Raw genomic sequence first — 15,954 nt, 5'->3', positions numbered from 1 at the left:
TGACAAAAAAAGAAAGCCAATTTGGCTCTCTTTTGGGCTATCATTCATCTTTTCTCCTCTTAATACTAGTAACCTCTGCTTCTTCCCTTTGCCAATGCCTGAATGTTGATCCACGAAATAACGATCCCAATCACACGGAAAAGGTACCCCGCAACAGGAATAAAGCTCAAGAAAGCCATAACAATATTGATGACCGTCTTGGTCGTGGTGCCATTGCTTGTAAGTATGGCAAAGACCAGGTTGACGAACACGAGCGGGATCACCCACGAGCACGACCACAAATATACAAACGGAATAAGACCAATCAAGTATCCGACAGCAATAGCAATTTCGGACAGAAGCTGAAGCAAGTTTAACAATCGAATCGTTTCTGGACGCATAATGCTCCTCCATTTCAAATAGGGAAATATTACTTATTGTAGCATAGGGCCGACAGTTAGTCTTTAGTGCGGTTAAAGAGCCTTGTCCGTAGTGGAGTTCATTCTAGTTCAGATGCTGCAATTATCGAGAAAACCAATGCAGTTCGCACTTTGTAATCGGCTCATCATCTCCTTATAGCTAATAGGTAGTTTTCCTTTTATATTGCGTGTCTAAAGCATACGTAGTATGATTATAATAACAAAGAGACGGTGCGACCAACACCATCTCCTGCACAGACTTGGGTGTGAATACCCTCCGAATTGTAGAGTTAGTAACCCACTAGGTCGTCAACCTATACGAGTGGGTTACTTTCGTTTATCGATGTATGTCAATAGCGCCAGTATAAAGCTACCGAACGCAAGCATGATTACAATCGTTTGGAAAGTTTCCATGGCATCACCCTCCTTTCTGGAGGAGAATGCTCACCCAAGGTTGTCCTGTACTAACTTAATATATCATACAAAGTCTACCATTCGGTAGGCTTTTTCTTTACCTCAATTTCCTAAAGGGTAGTGAAACTATTGCTGATCAAATTCTAGAAATACACAACTAATTTATACGATCAATTATACGATGACAGCAACACTTCATATACCGTTTCCAAGGATAAACGACTCCGTCGTCCTTCAGGGACGAGCGCGTTTGTCAAGGTAGATGCGAAGCAATAGTATAAAACTTATACTTTCTTATCTACTCAAAAAAGCCAAAGCCAGCCTCCGGACAATAAGTCCGACGGCTGGCTCCCTGCCCTACAACACGCTGCGCACTTCGCTTTCAGCGGCCGAGGCTGATTCCGGATGTCCCTGCTGCAGCTGGTACATCTGATAGTACCGACCGAGGAGCCCCATCAACTCCTCGTGATTCCCTCGCTCGACGATCTCGCCATGGTCGAGCACAAGAATCTGGTCGGCGCTCTTAATCGTCGACAGGCGGTGGGCAATGATGAAGGTGGTCCGCCCCTTCGAAAGCACTTCGAGCGCGGCCTGAATAATGGCCTCGGTCTCCGTATCGATGGAAGCTGTCGCCTCATCGAGGATCAAAATCGCCGGGTCGAACGCAAGCGCCCGGGCAAAAGAAATCAGCTGCCGCTGCCCAGCAGACAGCGTGCTGCCCTTCTCGATCACGGGCTCATCGATGCCGTGCGGCAAGCTCTTGAACATCTCATCTGCGCCAACCTCGCGCAGCGCAGCCTCCACCCGTTCCCGGGTGATGGACGGATCGTCCAGGCTAACATTGGACGCGATCGTCCCTGTGAACAGGAACGGATCTTGCAGCACGATGCCCATATGCTGACGCAGCTGCTGTTTGGGCATCCCCCGCACATCGCGGCCGTCTACCGTGATCCGGCCTTCATTCACATCGTAGAAGCGGAAGAGCAGATTCAAGATCGAGCTTTTGCCCGATCCGGTATGGCCGACAAGCGCCACCGTCTGCCCCTGTTTGGCCTCGAAGGAGATGTCCTTGAGCACATCCTCCCCTTCTTTGTAAGCGAAGCGAACATGCTCGAACTTCACATTGCCCAGATAGCGATCCGATTTCTCCGCAGCCACGTCGATGCCTTGTTCATCTAGCAGCTCGAATACACGGTCAGCGGATACTAGGGCACGCTCCAAATTCGGCAGCTGGTTGACAATCCCGACCATCGGATGAAACATCCGATTCAGATAATCGACGAAAGCGTACAGTACACCGACGGTGATCAATGTGTTGATTGAACTGCCCCCGACATACCAGATGAGACCGAAGAAGAACAAATTCCGAACCACATTCATCAGGTTATGAGAGGTCAGCGAGTTCAAGCTAAGCAATTTATTCTGGTATTTCGTATATTCATCGTTCAATTGTTCGAATTCTTGGATCGTTTCCTTTTGCCGGCGAAAAGCTTGAATGATCGTCATGCCTTGAATCGCCTCATTGATCATCCCATTGATCGAGCCAATCCGTTCCCGAATTTCATGATTATAGAAGGAAGCATATTTACGGTAAACAATGATCCATACATAAAGCAGCGGAATAACCGGAAGTGTGAATAAAGCCAATCTGTAATCTAGAACGAATAAAGCCGCGATAATGCCCACGATATAGATCGTACCTGTAAAAAAGTTCGCAAGCACTTGTACATACAGATCCCTGACTGACTCCGTATCATTTGTAATCCTGGATACAATTTTACCCGCAGGCTGATTATCAAAATAGTTGATCGGCAGTCGCTGAATTTGTGCAAAAACATCACTTCTCATGCGCTGAATAATCCGATTCGCCGCCGATTGAAGTAAATATTTTTGTCCATAGGTAAAGCCTGCACCAATAATGATTAGCAGTAAATAAAAGCCTGCAAGCTTCATTAGACTGTTAAATTCCGGTTTATAGAACGTGTAAAGCTCTTGAATACTCAGCTTCTTAACCGCATATTCCGCTTTTTCCGTCCCCTGTGTAATTGTAAGCTTACCATCGTCTGCTAGATTGCGTACGCCATCAAAGGCGATCGGCTGATCCACCCATACGAACTGGCTGCCCACCTGCAAAATGCGAACTTCCTTCCCCTTCGGCTCGCCTTCTGCAAAGTTATCGCTTCGCTTATAAAAAATCCCATTCGCCGGGACAGCCTTGCCAGTCTGAGTTGCAGATGTAGTCTCGTACCACGGCTTTTCGATACCGAGAATGTGTGTATCAATCATCTGTCTCGCGATAAAAGGTCCTGCCAGCTCCGTTGCCACCGCGATCGATAAGAATATCAGCGCAATGAGCAGGGGCTTTTTGAATAACGCCGCGTATTGAAATAATCGCTTACCTGTCTGTTTCAGTGTTCTCACCTTCTTTTCATTAGATATCTATTTACTAAACCTTCGTCTGCTCTTCTAACTGCTGACGGTCATACTGCTCTTTATACCAGCCGCCGAGCGCGACAAGCTGCTCATGCGTACCTTCCTCCACGATATACCCCTCATCCAGCACAAGAATCCAATCCGCATGCTGAACAGCGGAGAGTCTGTGCGTCGTGATGAGTGTTGTTTTGCCGGCTCGTTCCGATCGAATGCCGCGAATGATTTCAGCCTCTGTTTTGGCGTCTACCGCAGAAAGCGCATCATCCAGCATGAGGATTTCAGGGTCTACATAAAGCGCCCGCGCAATAGAAACGCGCTGCTTCTGACCACCGGATAACGCGACGCCTTTTTCACCTACCAACGTTTGAAGGCCTTCTGGTAAGAACTCCACGTCCTTGCGGAACGCAGCCAGCTCAAGCGCCTGCAACAGTTCTTCCTCCGTTCCTTGGCTGCGACCAAACATGATGTTCTCTTTCACCGTTTTAGAGAAAAGGATCGGCTCTTGCGGCACGTAACCAATCCAGCCATGTAGAGTGTCGATGGTTAACTTCTCGATCGGCGTTTCCGATATAACAATCGCACCTTGACCTAATGGATACTCTCTCAGCAGCTGTTTAAGCAGCGTTGTTTTGCCGCTTCCAGTACGTCCTACAATTCCGAGCGTCTGCCCACGCTGCAGGTGAAAAGAAATGTTCACCAAGTTATCAATAGAAGAAGAAGGATAGCGGAAGGTTACCTCATTAAAGCTAATCGTGTTCGGCAGCAGCAATGTCGTTGCTTTAGGGTCTTCCTTTACATCCGGCTTGTAACCAAGTGTTTCATTCACCCGATCGAGGGAGGCATTCCCTCGCTGCATAATGTTCATTAACTCGCCAATGGCAAACATCGGCCAGATCAGCATCCCTAGGAATGTATTGAAAGACACAAGCTCTCCGAGCGTCAGTTCACTGTGAAACACCAAATATCCGCCGTAACATAATCCGATTAAGTAGGAAATGCCCACTAGGATTTTGACCGTTGGTTCAAAAAGGGCGTCGATCACGGCAACCGCGATATTTTTGCGATATACATCATCTGTCATCGTTTTGAAGCTTTGTTCACTGGCTTTCTCTTGTACAAAAGCGCGGATAACGCGAACCCCCGCTATTGTCTCCAGCACCCGATCGTTCATCTGTCCAAAGGCATTCTGAGCGAGCAAGAACCTTTCGTGGATGCGTCCCCCATAGATCGTAATTGCAACTGCCATAATGGGCAGCGGGAGAATTGAAGCAATTGTCAGCTTCCAGCTAATGAAGAAGCCCATCATACCTAGGATCGTAAGCATGAATAGCGTTGAGTCTACGAAGGTCAAAATCCCAAAGCCCGCTGTCGTCGACACCGCTTGCAAGTCATTCGTCGCTCTCGCCATTAGGTCACCCGTGCGGTTGCGCTCATAGAAAGTAGGCGTCATCCGCAGCAGCTGCCTCATTAACCGGGATCTAAGAACACGTTCCAGCACGAAAGCCCCGCCAAATAGCTGATACAGCCAGACGTAGGATAGCCCATAACCAGCTACAATTAACGCCCCCCAAAAAGCGAGCAATTGGATCAATTTACTACCAGTCAAAGTTCCCATGTGTATACCATCAATCGCGTAGCCAATCAATTTCGGTGGAATTACATCAATGATTCCAACAATAATAAGCAGTCCAATGGCAATCGTGTAACGTATCCAATTCATTCGAAAAAACCAAGCTAACTTTTTTAATACCGTAAACATGTAATCATGTCACTCCTCTCAAATGGTGCTGTCCAAAATGACCTAAATCCACACAAAAAAGGCACACCGCACGCAGCGATATGCCTTCTATGAAACAGAAAAGCGCTCGTTACGAACTTCTTCGTAACCCGCGCTTTTAATTAGCGTATGTCAAGGGGCGGCAGCAGCCGAACAAGCACAAATCATGCGCTTCCGGCTAACAATCGGGTTACAAAATATGAAATTGTATGGTTTTTATCTGTAAATCTGCGATGAGCAATAGGATCCATAACCATATCAATCATTTTTGAAACCCTCCTTTAGTGTTGTTGTAAGTAGGCTTGCATCATAAGTGTTTTCTTTTCCAAAAGTTGTATATTCGTGCTTACAGAGGTGATCTTAACATCCTTGGCGAGTCTGTGTCAACCGGATAGAAAGACTATAAACGAACTATCTTACCTCGACATTGCAGATGCATTTACTCGCCTTTTAACCCCTTTGGATTGTCACACATGTTTCAAAATATGGCGGCATATCCATAGTATATAGGTTCATAGCGCATAAGGGAGTGGATGTGCATGGTCGATCAAGTGTTTGCTCTGATGGGTTGGATTGTCGTTTTTGGAGTTGTTATTGGGGGAGTCATCACAGGCATAGCCCGCTTTGTCGAAAGGGATTCGATACAGTACGATATGATATTTTTGTGGGAACATCGTTATACACTGGAGGAGCTGGAGTTGGTTCGGGACAAGTAGCTCTGACCAATCAACCAAAAAAAGGGCTATCCACAAGGCTATAAGCCTTTGGATAACCCTTTTTATTATTTTGCTGGAGCAGTAGATGCTGCTGGTGATGCTCCAGGTGATGCAGCTGGAACAACCGTCTTAGCTGGAACCGGTTTATGTACCATTTGACCACCAATATGCCCTGTATAGCCAACAAGGATAACTGCCGCGAGCGAACCAACCAAGTAGATTGGATTACGACCCAATTCTTTCTTTTTCCAGATCAGTAAGCCAACACGTACAATCGCCAACGCGATAGACAAAAACATCGTTAATTTCGCATAAAACTCATGCGGAACCACTAGTGGATTACGCCATGGGGACGGGCCTGTTAGGACACTTGCGATAGCCCCGAGTGCGCCTACAACTAGGCAAAGCATACCAGCGGAGTGCCATTCACGTTTTTTCGCGATAACTGCGATAAGATCAAAAATAAAACTAAAAACAAGAAGTGCAATTGGTACATGTGTTACGATGTAGTGTAAATTTTTCAAGATATAATCCATTAATCTCTCTCCCCCATATTAAAAGCTATGTATGATTTAACACTACAAAGTGTAGTTTTGGATATCCGAAAAGTCAAGACTTTTCTGCAGTTTTTGTCGAAGCCCGTCAACTTATCTGACATGGGCTCCGGCTGCTAAATGTAACCATTGCTATCAGGGTATCCTATCTTAGATAAGTCCCACAAGTAAAATAATTGTTAAGAGCGAAATGAGTAGCCGTACTAGGGGCCATTTGAATGAGATTTTCATCTGTGGATCGAGAATATGCATAATGCGTACATTCATTGATGTTTCGGCGAATGAGGCGTGAGATAAGGATATATGCGGTGTTGGTGCTTGTTTGAGTAGTTTGAGGAGAGCACTGCCTAAATGTGCGGACTGTTTCATTTGTGTAATGGCATATTTGTCTGCCCGAAGTTCAATCATAATGGGGTATTTCTCTGCCATCCAAGCGAATATCGGAATGTACCACATCGACTTGGATATCATCGAAAGCAGGAAGATCGCAAGTGGATCTCTGTGCCTCATATGGCACTTCTCATGCTCGATTACCGCACGCAGCTCATTAGGTTCCAGCATGTCCATAAGTCCGGATGATAGGATCATCCGCGGCTTCCACAGTCCTATCGTCATCGCGATGGGAGCTTTGTAAGAAATAACATGGAACCGGCCTTCACCCAGCTGAATTTTATCGCGGTATTGCTCTGATAACTGAGGGTCTTGATACTTCTCAACGAGCTTCATCGCTCTCATGGAGCCGAGGGCATGCCGAGCCGAAATCCAAAGGATAGCACTAAAGGAGTAGAGGATAAGAGCGTTCACTACATTCATAGCAATGGGTGCAGGTACATGAAGATCTTTAAATAAAATTACACACAAATCAAATATATTATATAACGATTTCCATTTAAAAATATATTGAAGAGCAAAGAGTAACATTTGTCCTAAAATAGCCCCCGATAAGGCGAGTGACGCTGCATACAACCATTTAAAACGTGTTTCCATCATCGTTATCGATCCTTTTTCATTTCTTTAATTTTTTGCTCAAGCTTGTCAAGCAGATCGGGGTCTACTTTATCAAGCGCATCCACCATATGGGTGACTGCCAAAGAACCGAATTCTTCAATAAGGTCAAGGGTAAGCTCTTTGGATTGTTTTTCCATGAACTCATCTCTCGTAACGACGGGTTTGTACTTAAACGATCTTACAACGGATTTCTTTTGCAGAATTCCTTTGGCTACCAAGCGATTCATCACGGTCATAACGGTATTGAAATTGATGATTTTAGCTTGATCCAACTTCTGTTGGACATCTTTAATCGTCATTTCCAGCGAGTTGGTCCAGAGAATTTCCATAATCTTTGCTTCTAAGGGGCCAAAAAAGCGATTAAGTCCGCTTCCTTCATATTTAAAGTTTTGCATTTTCATTATAGGCACACTCCTTACATTAGAAATTGTAGTTCGGGGTAGATGCGAAGTCAAGATCTACCCAAGTTTGACCAGCTAAAGCTTTGACAGACGGATAAAAAAGACTTATACTACTTACATATAGTAAGTAATTAAATATTTTATAGCGAAGGGGCTGCTACTATGAAAGTTCAAGTATTTTCAGCTGAGCAACAGGGCGTTGGCGCTTTTGACGGAGGAAAGTTCCTGGAACAACGAGCTATCAGCTTTCCGGGTGAAAAAACGGCTGTTGACCGCGTCGGTTCCTTATTCTACTGGGCATGGGGCAAAGCTTCTGAAGTATCGGAGATCGGTATGCATCCTCATAAAGCGTTCGAAATTGTCACTTATGTCATTGACGGTCTCGTAGAACACCAAGATTCCCTTGGTTCCTTGGAAACAGTAACAAATGGCGGTGCGCAAGTCATTCAAGCCGGCTCCGGCGTCTATCACGCGGAGGCATTCCGCCGAGCTGGCAGCGAAGCGATGCAAATCTGGTTCGAGCCGCACCTTAGTCAGACCGTGAAAAAACCTGCCGCTTACCATCAATATGAGCATGAGAAATTCTCAATCCGCCATATCGGTGGAGCAACGCTGAAAACCGTAATCGGCGGGGATTCTCCCATTAAGCTGGATGCGGACGTTAACATGTACGATTGGAGCCTTGAGCCTGGTTCCGAGTTCAGCTACACACTTACGCCAAGCCGCCCGCTAGCCTTCCTTGTTATTCGAGGGCAAGGCACAAGTGAAATCGCCGCGGAGGAGCTTCAAGCATGGTCCCACAAAGACTTCGCGATAGTCCAAGCCACAACGGAAGGTGAAGCTCTGCACCTGAGTGCTAATAGCGATCAAGGCCTGCGTATCATTGCTATTGAAGTGCCGGAAGATCCGGGCTATACGTTATATCATAAATAAGCAGCAGATAAGCAGTAGAAACATAACAGCCCCGTTCCTGGGTAGGAATCGGGGCTGTTTATATTATTGGTTACTCTGGAGCCTAGCCTTTTCATCGTTCAGTGATTGGACGGCTTGCTGCACAGCTGGCGAATCGGATTGATCCGTCGCCTGCTCTAGCGCTCTTTCCGCATGAGTGATTGAATTTTGAGCCTCTTCCTTCGTCTGAGGTGTTGGATGAGACATCGCACGAGAAACGGCTGCATGGACATTATCTACTGAGTTTTGTGCTGAGGATATCGGATTTTGTGATTGTAGACTTGAATCTGGCTGTGTCATGGTTATTAAATTCCTCCTCTGGGGTTAATTCGTTACACCCGCTATGTTGAGGCATTTGCTCACATTTTATACCTTCTTTTTGATTCTCTTCCTTCTAAGCTTCGCCCAACAGCCGCGAAAAGAACAAAGGATATACTGGCGCCAAGCGCATTCAGTATCACGTCATCGACATCGAAGCTGCCCACCCGCAGCAGCATTTGCAGCAATTCCAAGCCTACAAGAGGGCATCCGAAGTACAGGAGGAACGTACCATAACGTATTGCGGAGCGAAATAAATAAGGCAGTAAAAAACCATAAGGAAGGAAGACCCCAATATTGCCAAACAAATTGATGATCCAAGTCCGGGTAGAAAACGAATCGACATGCAGCACATACATACGGATTGTTCGAAAAGGGACGACATTGTAAGCAAGTTGACCTGTAGTGTACATATGCCGCCCGAAGCCTAGAAACATCCAATACAGCAAACAGCTCGTGTAGCCTATGAAAAGCAGCCAGATGAGTGTCCGAGCGAGCTTGATATTCATGTGTTAGTATCCCCTTTAGAGAAGTCATCAAAGGTTAAAACAAGAAACCTCCCTTCAGCCTGGACCGATGAGAGGTTTCCTGATTAGCGTAGCTCTATTTTTTCACACCGTCCAAAAATTTGAATGACTCAAAAGCCTTATTGAGCCGCGCCTGATTGGTTTCGGTGCGTACCGCATCATCCATACGGAGCGTTGCCGTGTAAGAAATATTATTTTGATTGAAAATGTAGGTCGTTTCTTTGTAAGGAATCTTGGCGCTTGCATAGCTGATCTCATACTTTTTGGCTTTTACATTACCGAATAGCGAGATTTCCGCATCGGTAAACGTATAGTCATTATCGTTATCGTGACTTTTCTTCTGAGTGGCATCTTCCTCTTTAACCATCTCTTCGTAAGTCGTTTTCGTTTCTGCACCAACGCTCAAGTACCCGCCTGTGAAGAGGAACGTCTTATTCACTTGATCTTTGTTATCGTATGAATTGCTGCTGGTCCAGATCTCTGGAATTTGCAGAGCGTATTTGAATTTCTCATTTTTGTAAGTAACTGTACGATTCGGATCCATGAGTTCATCCAGATCCTGAATGAAGCCAAGCTCTTGATCCATGCTGTCTTTGTCCACTTTGATGGTAGCAGTTAAGGTTTTCAGGAGATCCTCAAGCGTTGCCCCCTCTTCCTCTTGCGGATAACTCACATCCACCACATATTTATACTTATCCTTGATAAAAAAGAGGGAATAGCCCGCACTCCACTTATTGCCTAACGTACTCGCGTAGGTTAATTTCAGAGCAGGCACACCGGCTAAGGTTAGCTCCTCGGGTTCTTCCATACTGCGGTATTTGGGGGCATAAGAATCTTCAAACTGCTTACGCTGACGATCCACCCACGCTCCCAGTGTGTCACCGGAGGAGGCTGAGGTTACGCCGACTTGAAGCATTTGGGAATAGTCATCATTAAAGAAGGAGGAGCCGCCCGTATAACCGCCTTGCTGCCAATTGGAGGGCAAATCAAAGGATAAGCCATACTCATTCGTGTAGGAAGTATTGCCGCCAGAGTAGACTGAAATGTCTTTAAGCGACTCATCCTTATCATTAAAGGAAAGCTTGAAGCTATCCAAAAGATCGTTGTAGCTATTTTGCTTAAAATTGTTATTGTAATGCTCTTTCGATACAAATAACTGCACCATATATAAGCTGCCTTGGTGAAGGTATCCACGAGTCTGGATATAGCCATCATCTCCTGAACGACCAACAATTTTGGCATAGGGACTACCTTCGCGCTTCACATACTGACGCTCTAAAATGGTTGAAGCTGAGCCGGAATAATCGTCTTCATCATCGCTAGCCAATCTGTTCAGAAGTGCTGAAGGTGACAGCTCGTCGCTTTGATTGCTTTCTACTTTAATCGTTAGGGAGAAATCCCCCTTCGCATCCACGAAACTGACGGAGTCGCCGTCATCGGACTGATGACCTTTCACTAAGCCCGCCGGGTATTTCATGGACCATCCGTAGTGGCTGTCGCCGATTTTCGTTTTGCCGCGGTCCGCATCCAAGTAAGAACCCTCAGCGTCCTGCGTACGTTTCATTTCCTGCTGCTGCGCTTCTCCGAGTGTAACCGACTTCGATTTGGTTGAATTACCTGATTGAATCGTTATTTCAATCGCTTCACCCGGCAAATACTTCTTAATCGCCTCATTGTAATCCACCAGCGTCTTCACTTTACTTGCACCGATCGATACGAGTAGATCATCTTGCTGAATGCCAGCCCCAGCCGCTGGTGAATCCGGATCTACATAAGCTACTCTTAAACCCGTAGAACTTGGTAAACCTACAACCGCTTCCCAGCTTTCTTCCAGCTCCAGACCGAGATAAGGGCGTTTAACTTTGCCGTAAAGCTGAAAATGCTTTAATACATATTTGACGGTGTCCACAGGAATCGCGAATCCGAGATTTTCGACGCCGATATCCGCATATTTCATCGTATTAATACCAATGACTTCGCCATTCATATTGATCAAAGCGCCCCCGCTGTTACCAGGGTTAATCGCCGCATCCGTTTGAATAAGCTGATATTGCGAGTTCACAGAGCGGTCAAGCCCGCTGACAATCCCAACGGTGACGGAGTTCCTTAGGGCAAAAGAAATCGGAGTCCCGATTGCGGCTACGGTTTCACCCACTTTAATATCGGAGGAAGAGGCTAATTTCGCAGGCGATAAGCCAGTGGCATCGATTTTGACCAAGGCTAAATCGCTCTCCTCGTCGATATTCGTTGCACGTCCATTATAAGTTGTACCGTTCGACGTAACGACGACGATATTCTTCATATCTTTGACCACATGCGCATTCGTCACGATGACACCGTTTGATTCCACAATGACACCCGTACCGTGCGCGAGATTAAAGCGGTTCTTGTCTAAGGATTTATCCGAATCAGATGAAGGCTTTCCAATAATGGCTACAACAGAAGGTGATGTCTTCTCAATGACCTTCGGAACCTCAGCATTCACTTCGGCTGCATAAGATGGCACAGGACTCTGCAGAGAGACAACTAAGAAGGCTGCTAGCAGTACTGCGATCCCTTTTTTCGTAAAAGTATTCCAATTCCCCATTGTTGTGTTCCTCTCTTAACAAAAGATGGCAATAGCTAGAATCTAGCATAATTAAGATAGAGAAACAATACAAATTTTTCCACAAAAAGGGGGCTTTATCGACATTCCGTTATGCGCTCGGGGTGCGTGTACACCGATAAATGATCCCTGCGGATGAAGCCAACAACCGTAATCCCTAGATCCTGAGCCAAGCGAAGTGCCAGATCTGTCGGGGCAGATTTCGACAAAAGGATACCGACACCGATTTTGGCGGCTTTGAGAGCGACCTCGGAAGAGACTCTTCCGCTGAAGGCTATGACCTTATCGCGAACAGGAATTCGCTGCCTTAATAGGTGTCCATAAATTTTATCCAGTGCGTTATGCCTGCCAATGTCCGCCCTGCTGAGGAGCAGTTCGTTAGCCGTGCAAAGAGCTGCATTATGCAAACCTCCCGTGGCCTGAAAATCAGCCGATTGCTCCTGCAGCTGATTCATAAGATGAAAGCACTGCTGAATCGATAGTTGGAGCCTCGTGCTAACGGTTTTGGCGGTACGAGCGTCGTTGTGAAAATAAAACTGGCGGCTTTTCCCGCAGCAGGAACCGATGAAGCGCTTGGACACCATCTTTTGACTTAATTGATGGAGGTGACGCAGCTTGACATGAACGAAGCCCCGCTCCTCTTCCAGCGTGAGTGACTCGATCTGATCCACGAATCGGATCAGGCCTTCGGAGGCTAGAAAGCCTGTGACTAGATCGACGGTATCGGTCGGCGTATAGACGAGTGTTGCGAATTCCTCGCCATCAATTTTGATGGTGAGCGGCGCCTCTGTCGCAATGGTATCCTCTTGAGAGAGTACCTCCGTCCCGTTATATCGGTATATCCCCCATGATGTCGTTGATTGAAGTGAGGGGTGAGCTTGAGATGCTGAGTCCGCATTAGGAGCGTGAGAGATATCCTGTTCGTCGTCCATCGTCTTCACTCCACTTCTGTCTCCAGCTCTTGAATACGCCGCTCAACGTAGCGTGTATCCTTGTGAGCGTGATAGGTTTCTGCCTTCTCTACAATGACTGCTGTGTTATACTCCGGGATGCCTGCATACTGCTCATACACACCTTTGGGAATCAAGGAGTTACCTTCGGGCCAATGCACCTCGATATTGCCTGGTTTTACGTCGGCATGCTTTACCCTTCCGTGCATACTGCCGTAGCTGTTGTAGATGACGATCGCCTCCCCTTCATTCAAAGAGAGCGCGCTAGCGTCGTCGTTATGAATAAGCACATCGTAGCGATCTGCTTCATTGAATGGATCGATGTCGCTGTAGATCATCGAATTGAACTGCTTGCCGCGGCGCGTCGTCACCGCGAAATGCCCTTCCGGCTTCCGCAGCTCCGGAAGTTCGATCGGCAGCAGCGCGCCGCGGCCATCCGGCGTCGGACAGACGCCGTCCTCGCACAGCCACGCGCCGCCGTATTGAAACACATCACCGCGCTCACGCAGGTGTTGGATGCCGTTGTAACTCGGCGCGGCTAGAGCAATTTCCTCGCGGATAGCTTCTGCGCTGCCGCAGCCCAGCTGCTCGGCGGCTTCGGGCTTCACGCGGCGGGCGAGATCCACGTAGATCGCCCATTCCGCGCGGGATTCGCCGATGCGGGGGCCGGCGATCTCGGGCGAGAAGTACACCATCCGCTCCGTCGAGGTGGACGTGCCCCCTCCGGGCTGCTCATAACGCGTCATTGCGGGCAGCACCACCACAGCCTCCCGCGCGTCAAGCAGCGTGGAGGTGTTCAGGATGATGTCCTGGTGGACACGGACATCGATGCTTGTGAGGGCTTCGCGGACGAATGCCGGGTCCGGCATCGTCTCGAGGAAGTTGCCGCCGGATGTGTAGAACATCCGAAGCTTCCTCTCCTGCTCCTCGGGCAGGAGCGCGTTCTCTAGGGTGACACCGACGATGTCACCCTGCCATTTCGGCAGCTCGAACCCCCAGAGCTGCTCGATTCTTGCGCGGTCGGCGGCGCTGGCGATTTCGCCGCCCGGCAGGCTGAAGGGATCGGCGCCCATTTCGCCGGATCCCTGCACGCCGCTGTGCCCGCGGATGGGCATCAGCCCGCAGTGCTCGCGGCCGAGGAAGCCCCGCAGGAGGGCGAGATTCGCCACCTGCGAGATATTGTCCGTGCCGAAGCGGTGCTGTGTGAGCCCCATGCTCCACACGAAAACCGCGCTCTTGGCACGCGCCAGCAGCTCCGCGAACTCGCGCATGCGTTCGCGGGTGAGGCCGGACGACTGCGTAAGCGTCGTCCAGTCCTGCTGCGCCACGTGGGCGCGCAGCTGTTCTAGCCCGTTCGTGTGCGCCTGCACGAACGTATGGTCAATCGCGGAGCCCGGCACGCGCTCCTCCATCTCGAACCATACCTTCATGACGCCGTTCATGAAGCCGATATCCCCGCCGATGTTCACTTGATACACATCGTCAGCCAGCTTCGTCCCGAATAACGCGGATTCGGGAATCGAAGGAATCCAGTACTGCTCCATAGACGGCTCGTAGTACGGGTTAATGACAATGATCTTCGTCCCTTTGCGCTTGGCCGCGTACATATACTTCGTCGAGACCGGCTGATTATTCGCGGCCACGCTGCCCCAGAACACAAGGACGTCCGTACCGATCCAGTCCTTGTAATTGCACGTCGAAGCGCCCACGCCAACGGAGCGCTTAAGAGCCGTCTTCGACGGGGAGTGGCAGATACGCGAGGCGTTGTCGATGTTGTTCGTACCGAGCAACCTTGCCACCTTCGCTGCCACATAGTACGACTCGTTCGTAATCCCCCGAGCCGTCAAATAAAAAGCCATCTGCTTCGGATCGATCGTACGCATCTTTCCTGCAATCGTGTCCAGCGCCTCATCCCATGTGGCTCGACTGAATTTCCGCTCCCCATGGCGGCGGATGAGCGGATAAGGGATACGCCCGAGCTGTCTGAGCTCGGTGCTGCTCATGCGGCTCAGCTCGTCAATGTCTGCATGCAGCAGCTCCTCCCGAATCGCCGGCATCGTGTTCAAACGCAGCACATTCAGCCGCGTTGTACAGAGATGCGGCCCCGCCAGCGTTTGGTCGTAGAGCCCTGACACGCCTAGCGCGCAGCCGTCGCACACCCCTTGCGTCAGAATGCGATACGCATAGGGCAGATTATCGCGATTCTGCCAGGCGATTTTTGCCGTTTCGCGAATATGCTGCGGCTTTATTTTCCCAAGTCCGAATGGCACCTTGCTGACCCAAAGCTTCGGATCTGGTTTAGCGGGCAGCTTAATTGGTCCCGTATGCTTCGTTTTCCCCATCTTAAAAACGCTCCTTTGGTTCTATTTTTTATCTCTTCCACTCTTTTACTCTTACTCTTACTCTTACTCTCACTCTCACTCTTAATCTATGTTATGTTTACACCTTCGTACCTGCGAACAACTCTTCGAAAACACTTACTCACATCCCCCTCTAGCCACTATCCCTTTGGCTCAGATTCCCGAGCCACTTTCGCTATTGCTTCCACCTACTCCGCACACCCAATAGCTGCCCTAACAACACCCCAGCAAGCAAAAAACCACCGCAAAACAATCCCCAGACCTCCTCTCATCAGAGGAAGTCTCAAGTCATGTCTCACAGTGGTTAGTCTCCGGCAGGTTCGCTACCAAGTGCCAAGCACCTTTACCTATGTATATGTCGCTATTTGAGCATTTATTTACAGAATTCCACTTACTAAATGACTTTCACCTGAACCGAATACTGCATAAAGTGCAGCAAAACGGGCATAAATTCCTAGATTTAATGAATTTGATGCATTACCTACAGCTAATCTAGCCCGATACATGCAAAAACGTCAAAAGCAGCTGATTTTACTGCACAA

The 15,954-nt window shown here is 48.2% G+C and carries 14 protein-coding genes; 2 read left to right on the top strand and 12 right to left on the bottom strand.

Translation table 11 applies throughout. The features are described from left to right. Positions 1-65: 65 nt before the first annotated feature. The 4 genes from GC098_RS38410 to GC098_RS38395 all read right to left on the bottom strand — a co-directional run bounded on the left by GC098_RS38410 (position 66) and on the right by GC098_RS38395 (position 5,004). A complete protein-coding gene (locus GC098_RS38410; protein ID WP_171649589.1) occupies positions 66-380 on the bottom strand; it encodes a hypothetical protein in 315 nt (104 codons plus the stop codon). 345 nt (positions 381-725) lie between these two features. Beyond that, positions 726-812, bottom strand: a complete 87-nt coding sequence (locus GC098_RS38405) for a putative holin-like toxin (protein ID WP_156389939.1) — start codon at positions 810-812, stop codon at positions 726-728. Positions 813-1,169: 357 nt separating this feature from the next. Continuing rightward, positions 1,170-3,224 (bottom strand): ABC transporter ATP-binding protein, encoded by a 2,055-nt coding sequence (locus tag GC098_RS38400; protein ID WP_171649675.1) that lies wholly within the window; start codon positions 3,222-3,224, stop codon positions 1,170-1,172. 34 nt (positions 3,225-3,258) lie between these two features. Further along, positions 3,259-5,004: an ABC transporter ATP-binding protein gene (locus GC098_RS38395; RefSeq protein WP_171649588.1), complete on the bottom strand. Its 1,746-nt coding sequence runs from the start codon at positions 5,002-5,004 to the stop codon at positions 3,259-3,261. Positions 5,005-5,561: 557 nt separating this feature from the next. On the opposite strand from GC098_RS38395, the gene GC098_RS38390 reads away from it, so the two are divergent. Beyond that, positions 5,562-5,738 carry a hypothetical protein gene (locus GC098_RS38390; RefSeq protein WP_171649587.1) on the top strand — a complete coding sequence of 59 codons (177 nt, stop codon included), beginning with the start codon at positions 5,562-5,564 and terminating at the stop codon, positions 5,736-5,738. A gap of 65 nt (positions 5,739-5,803) precedes the next feature. On the opposite strand, the gene GC098_RS38385 is transcribed toward GC098_RS38390, so the two are convergent. The 3 genes from GC098_RS38385 to GC098_RS38375 all read right to left on the bottom strand — a co-directional run bounded on the left by GC098_RS38385 (position 5,804) and on the right by GC098_RS38375 (position 7,701). Continuing rightward, positions 5,804-6,274 carry a DUF2231 domain-containing protein gene (locus GC098_RS38385; RefSeq protein WP_171649586.1) on the bottom strand — a complete coding sequence of 157 codons (471 nt, stop codon included), beginning with the start codon at positions 6,272-6,274 and terminating at the stop codon, positions 5,804-5,806. 168 nt (positions 6,275-6,442) lie between these two features. Further along, the gene (locus tag GC098_RS38380; RefSeq protein ID WP_171649585.1) at positions 6,443-7,282 is read right to left on the bottom strand and encodes a M56 family metallopeptidase; all 840 of its coding nucleotides are present in this window, start codon (positions 7,280-7,282) and stop codon (positions 6,443-6,445) included. Positions 7,283-7,284: 2 nt separating this feature from the next. Next, positions 7,285-7,701 carry a BlaI/MecI/CopY family transcriptional regulator gene (locus GC098_RS38375; RefSeq protein ID WP_171649584.1) on the bottom strand — a complete coding sequence of 139 codons (417 nt, stop codon included), beginning with the start codon at positions 7,699-7,701 and terminating at the stop codon, positions 7,285-7,287. Positions 7,702-7,863: 162 nt separating this feature from the next. Between GC098_RS38375 and GC098_RS38370 the strand changes: the two genes are divergently transcribed. Beyond that, positions 7,864-8,634, top strand: a complete 771-nt coding sequence (locus GC098_RS38370; protein ID WP_171649583.1) for a pirin family protein — start codon at positions 7,864-7,866, stop codon at positions 8,632-8,634. A 63-nt stretch (positions 8,635-8,697) separates the two neighbouring features. Here GC098_RS38370 and GC098_RS38365 read toward each other — a convergent pair whose 3' ends face one another. From GC098_RS38365 to GC098_RS38345, 5 genes are all read right to left on the bottom strand, one after another. Beyond that, positions 8,698-8,952, bottom strand: coding sequence for a hypothetical protein (locus GC098_RS38365; RefSeq protein ID WP_171649582.1), 255 nt, complete (start codon positions 8,950-8,952; stop codon positions 8,698-8,700). Between the two features lie 59 nt (positions 8,953-9,011). After that, on the bottom strand, positions 9,012-9,479 hold the full coding sequence (locus tag GC098_RS38360) for a VanZ family protein (RefSeq protein WP_171649581.1): 468 nt from the start codon (positions 9,477-9,479) through the stop codon (positions 9,012-9,014). A 94-nt stretch (positions 9,480-9,573) separates the two neighbouring features. Further along, complete coding sequence (locus GC098_RS38355) at positions 9,574-12,084, bottom strand: trypsin-like peptidase domain-containing protein (RefSeq protein ID WP_171649580.1); 2,511 nt, start codon at positions 12,082-12,084, stop codon at positions 9,574-9,576. Between the two features lie 95 nt (positions 12,085-12,179). Beyond that, positions 12,180-13,034, bottom strand: coding sequence for a formate dehydrogenase accessory sulfurtransferase FdhD (fdhD, locus tag GC098_RS38350; RefSeq protein ID WP_171649579.1), 855 nt, complete (start codon positions 13,032-13,034; stop codon positions 12,180-12,182). A gap of 5 nt (positions 13,035-13,039) precedes the next feature. Continuing rightward, positions 13,040-15,394: an FdhF/YdeP family oxidoreductase gene (locus GC098_RS38345; RefSeq protein WP_171649578.1), complete on the bottom strand. Its 2,355-nt coding sequence runs from the start codon at positions 15,392-15,394 to the stop codon at positions 13,040-13,042. Between the last annotated feature and the right edge of the window lie 560 nt (positions 15,395-15,954).

Source organism: Paenibacillus phytorum (assembly GCF_013141715.1).
In the GTDB taxonomy this organism is placed as follows: Bacteria; Bacillota; Bacilli; order Paenibacillales; family NBRC-103111; genus Paenibacillus_E; species Paenibacillus_E phytorum.
This window is presented reverse-complemented; position numbering and strand designations above follow the sequence as displayed.

What these genes read in the sequence shown, in the direction of transcription:
- GC098_RS38410 (WP_171649589.1), bottom strand. Translation starts at nt 380, where the DNA reads ATGCGTCCAGAAACGATTCGATTGTTAAACTTGCTTCAGCTTCTGTCC.
- GC098_RS38405 (WP_156389939.1), bottom strand. Translation starts at nt 812, where the DNA reads ATGGAAACTTTCCAAACGATTGTAATCATGCTTGCGTTCGGTAGCTTT.
- GC098_RS38395 (WP_171649588.1), bottom strand. Translation starts at nt 5,004, where the DNA reads ATGTTTACGGTATTAAAAAAGTTAGCTTGGTTTTTTCGAATGAATTGG.
- GC098_RS38390 (WP_171649587.1), top strand. Translation starts at nt 5,562, where the DNA reads ATGGTCGATCAAGTGTTTGCTCTGATGGGTTGGATTGTCGTTTTTGGA.
- GC098_RS38385 (WP_171649586.1), bottom strand. Translation starts at nt 6,274, where the DNA reads ATGGATTATATCTTGAAAAATTTACACTACATCGTAACACATGTACCA.
- GC098_RS38380 (WP_171649585.1), bottom strand. Translation starts at nt 7,282, where the DNA reads ATGATGGAAACACGTTTTAAATGGTTGTATGCAGCGTCACTCGCCTTA.
- GC098_RS38375 (WP_171649584.1), bottom strand. Translation starts at nt 7,701, where the DNA reads ATGAAAATGCAAAACTTTAAATATGAAGGAAGCGGACTTAATCGCTTT.
- GC098_RS38370 (WP_171649583.1), top strand. Translation starts at nt 7,864, where the DNA reads ATGAAAGTTCAAGTATTTTCAGCTGAGCAACAGGGCGTTGGCGCTTTT.
- GC098_RS38365 (WP_171649582.1), bottom strand. Translation starts at nt 8,952, where the DNA reads ATGACACAGCCAGATTCAAGTCTACAATCACAAAATCCGATATCCTCA.
- GC098_RS38360 (WP_171649581.1), bottom strand. Translation starts at nt 9,479, where the DNA reads ATGAATATCAAGCTCGCTCGGACACTCATCTGGCTGCTTTTCATAGGC.
- GC098_RS38355 (WP_171649580.1), bottom strand. Translation starts at nt 12,084, where the DNA reads ATGGGGAATTGGAATACTTTTACGAAAAAAGGGATCGCAGTACTGCTA.
- fdhD (WP_171649579.1), bottom strand. Translation starts at nt 13,034, where the DNA reads ATGGACGACGAACAGGATATCTCTCACGCTCCTAATGCGGACTCAGCA.
- GC098_RS38345 (WP_171649578.1), bottom strand. Translation starts at nt 15,394, where the DNA reads ATGGGGAAAACGAAGCATACGGGACCAATTAAGCTGCCCGCTAAACCA.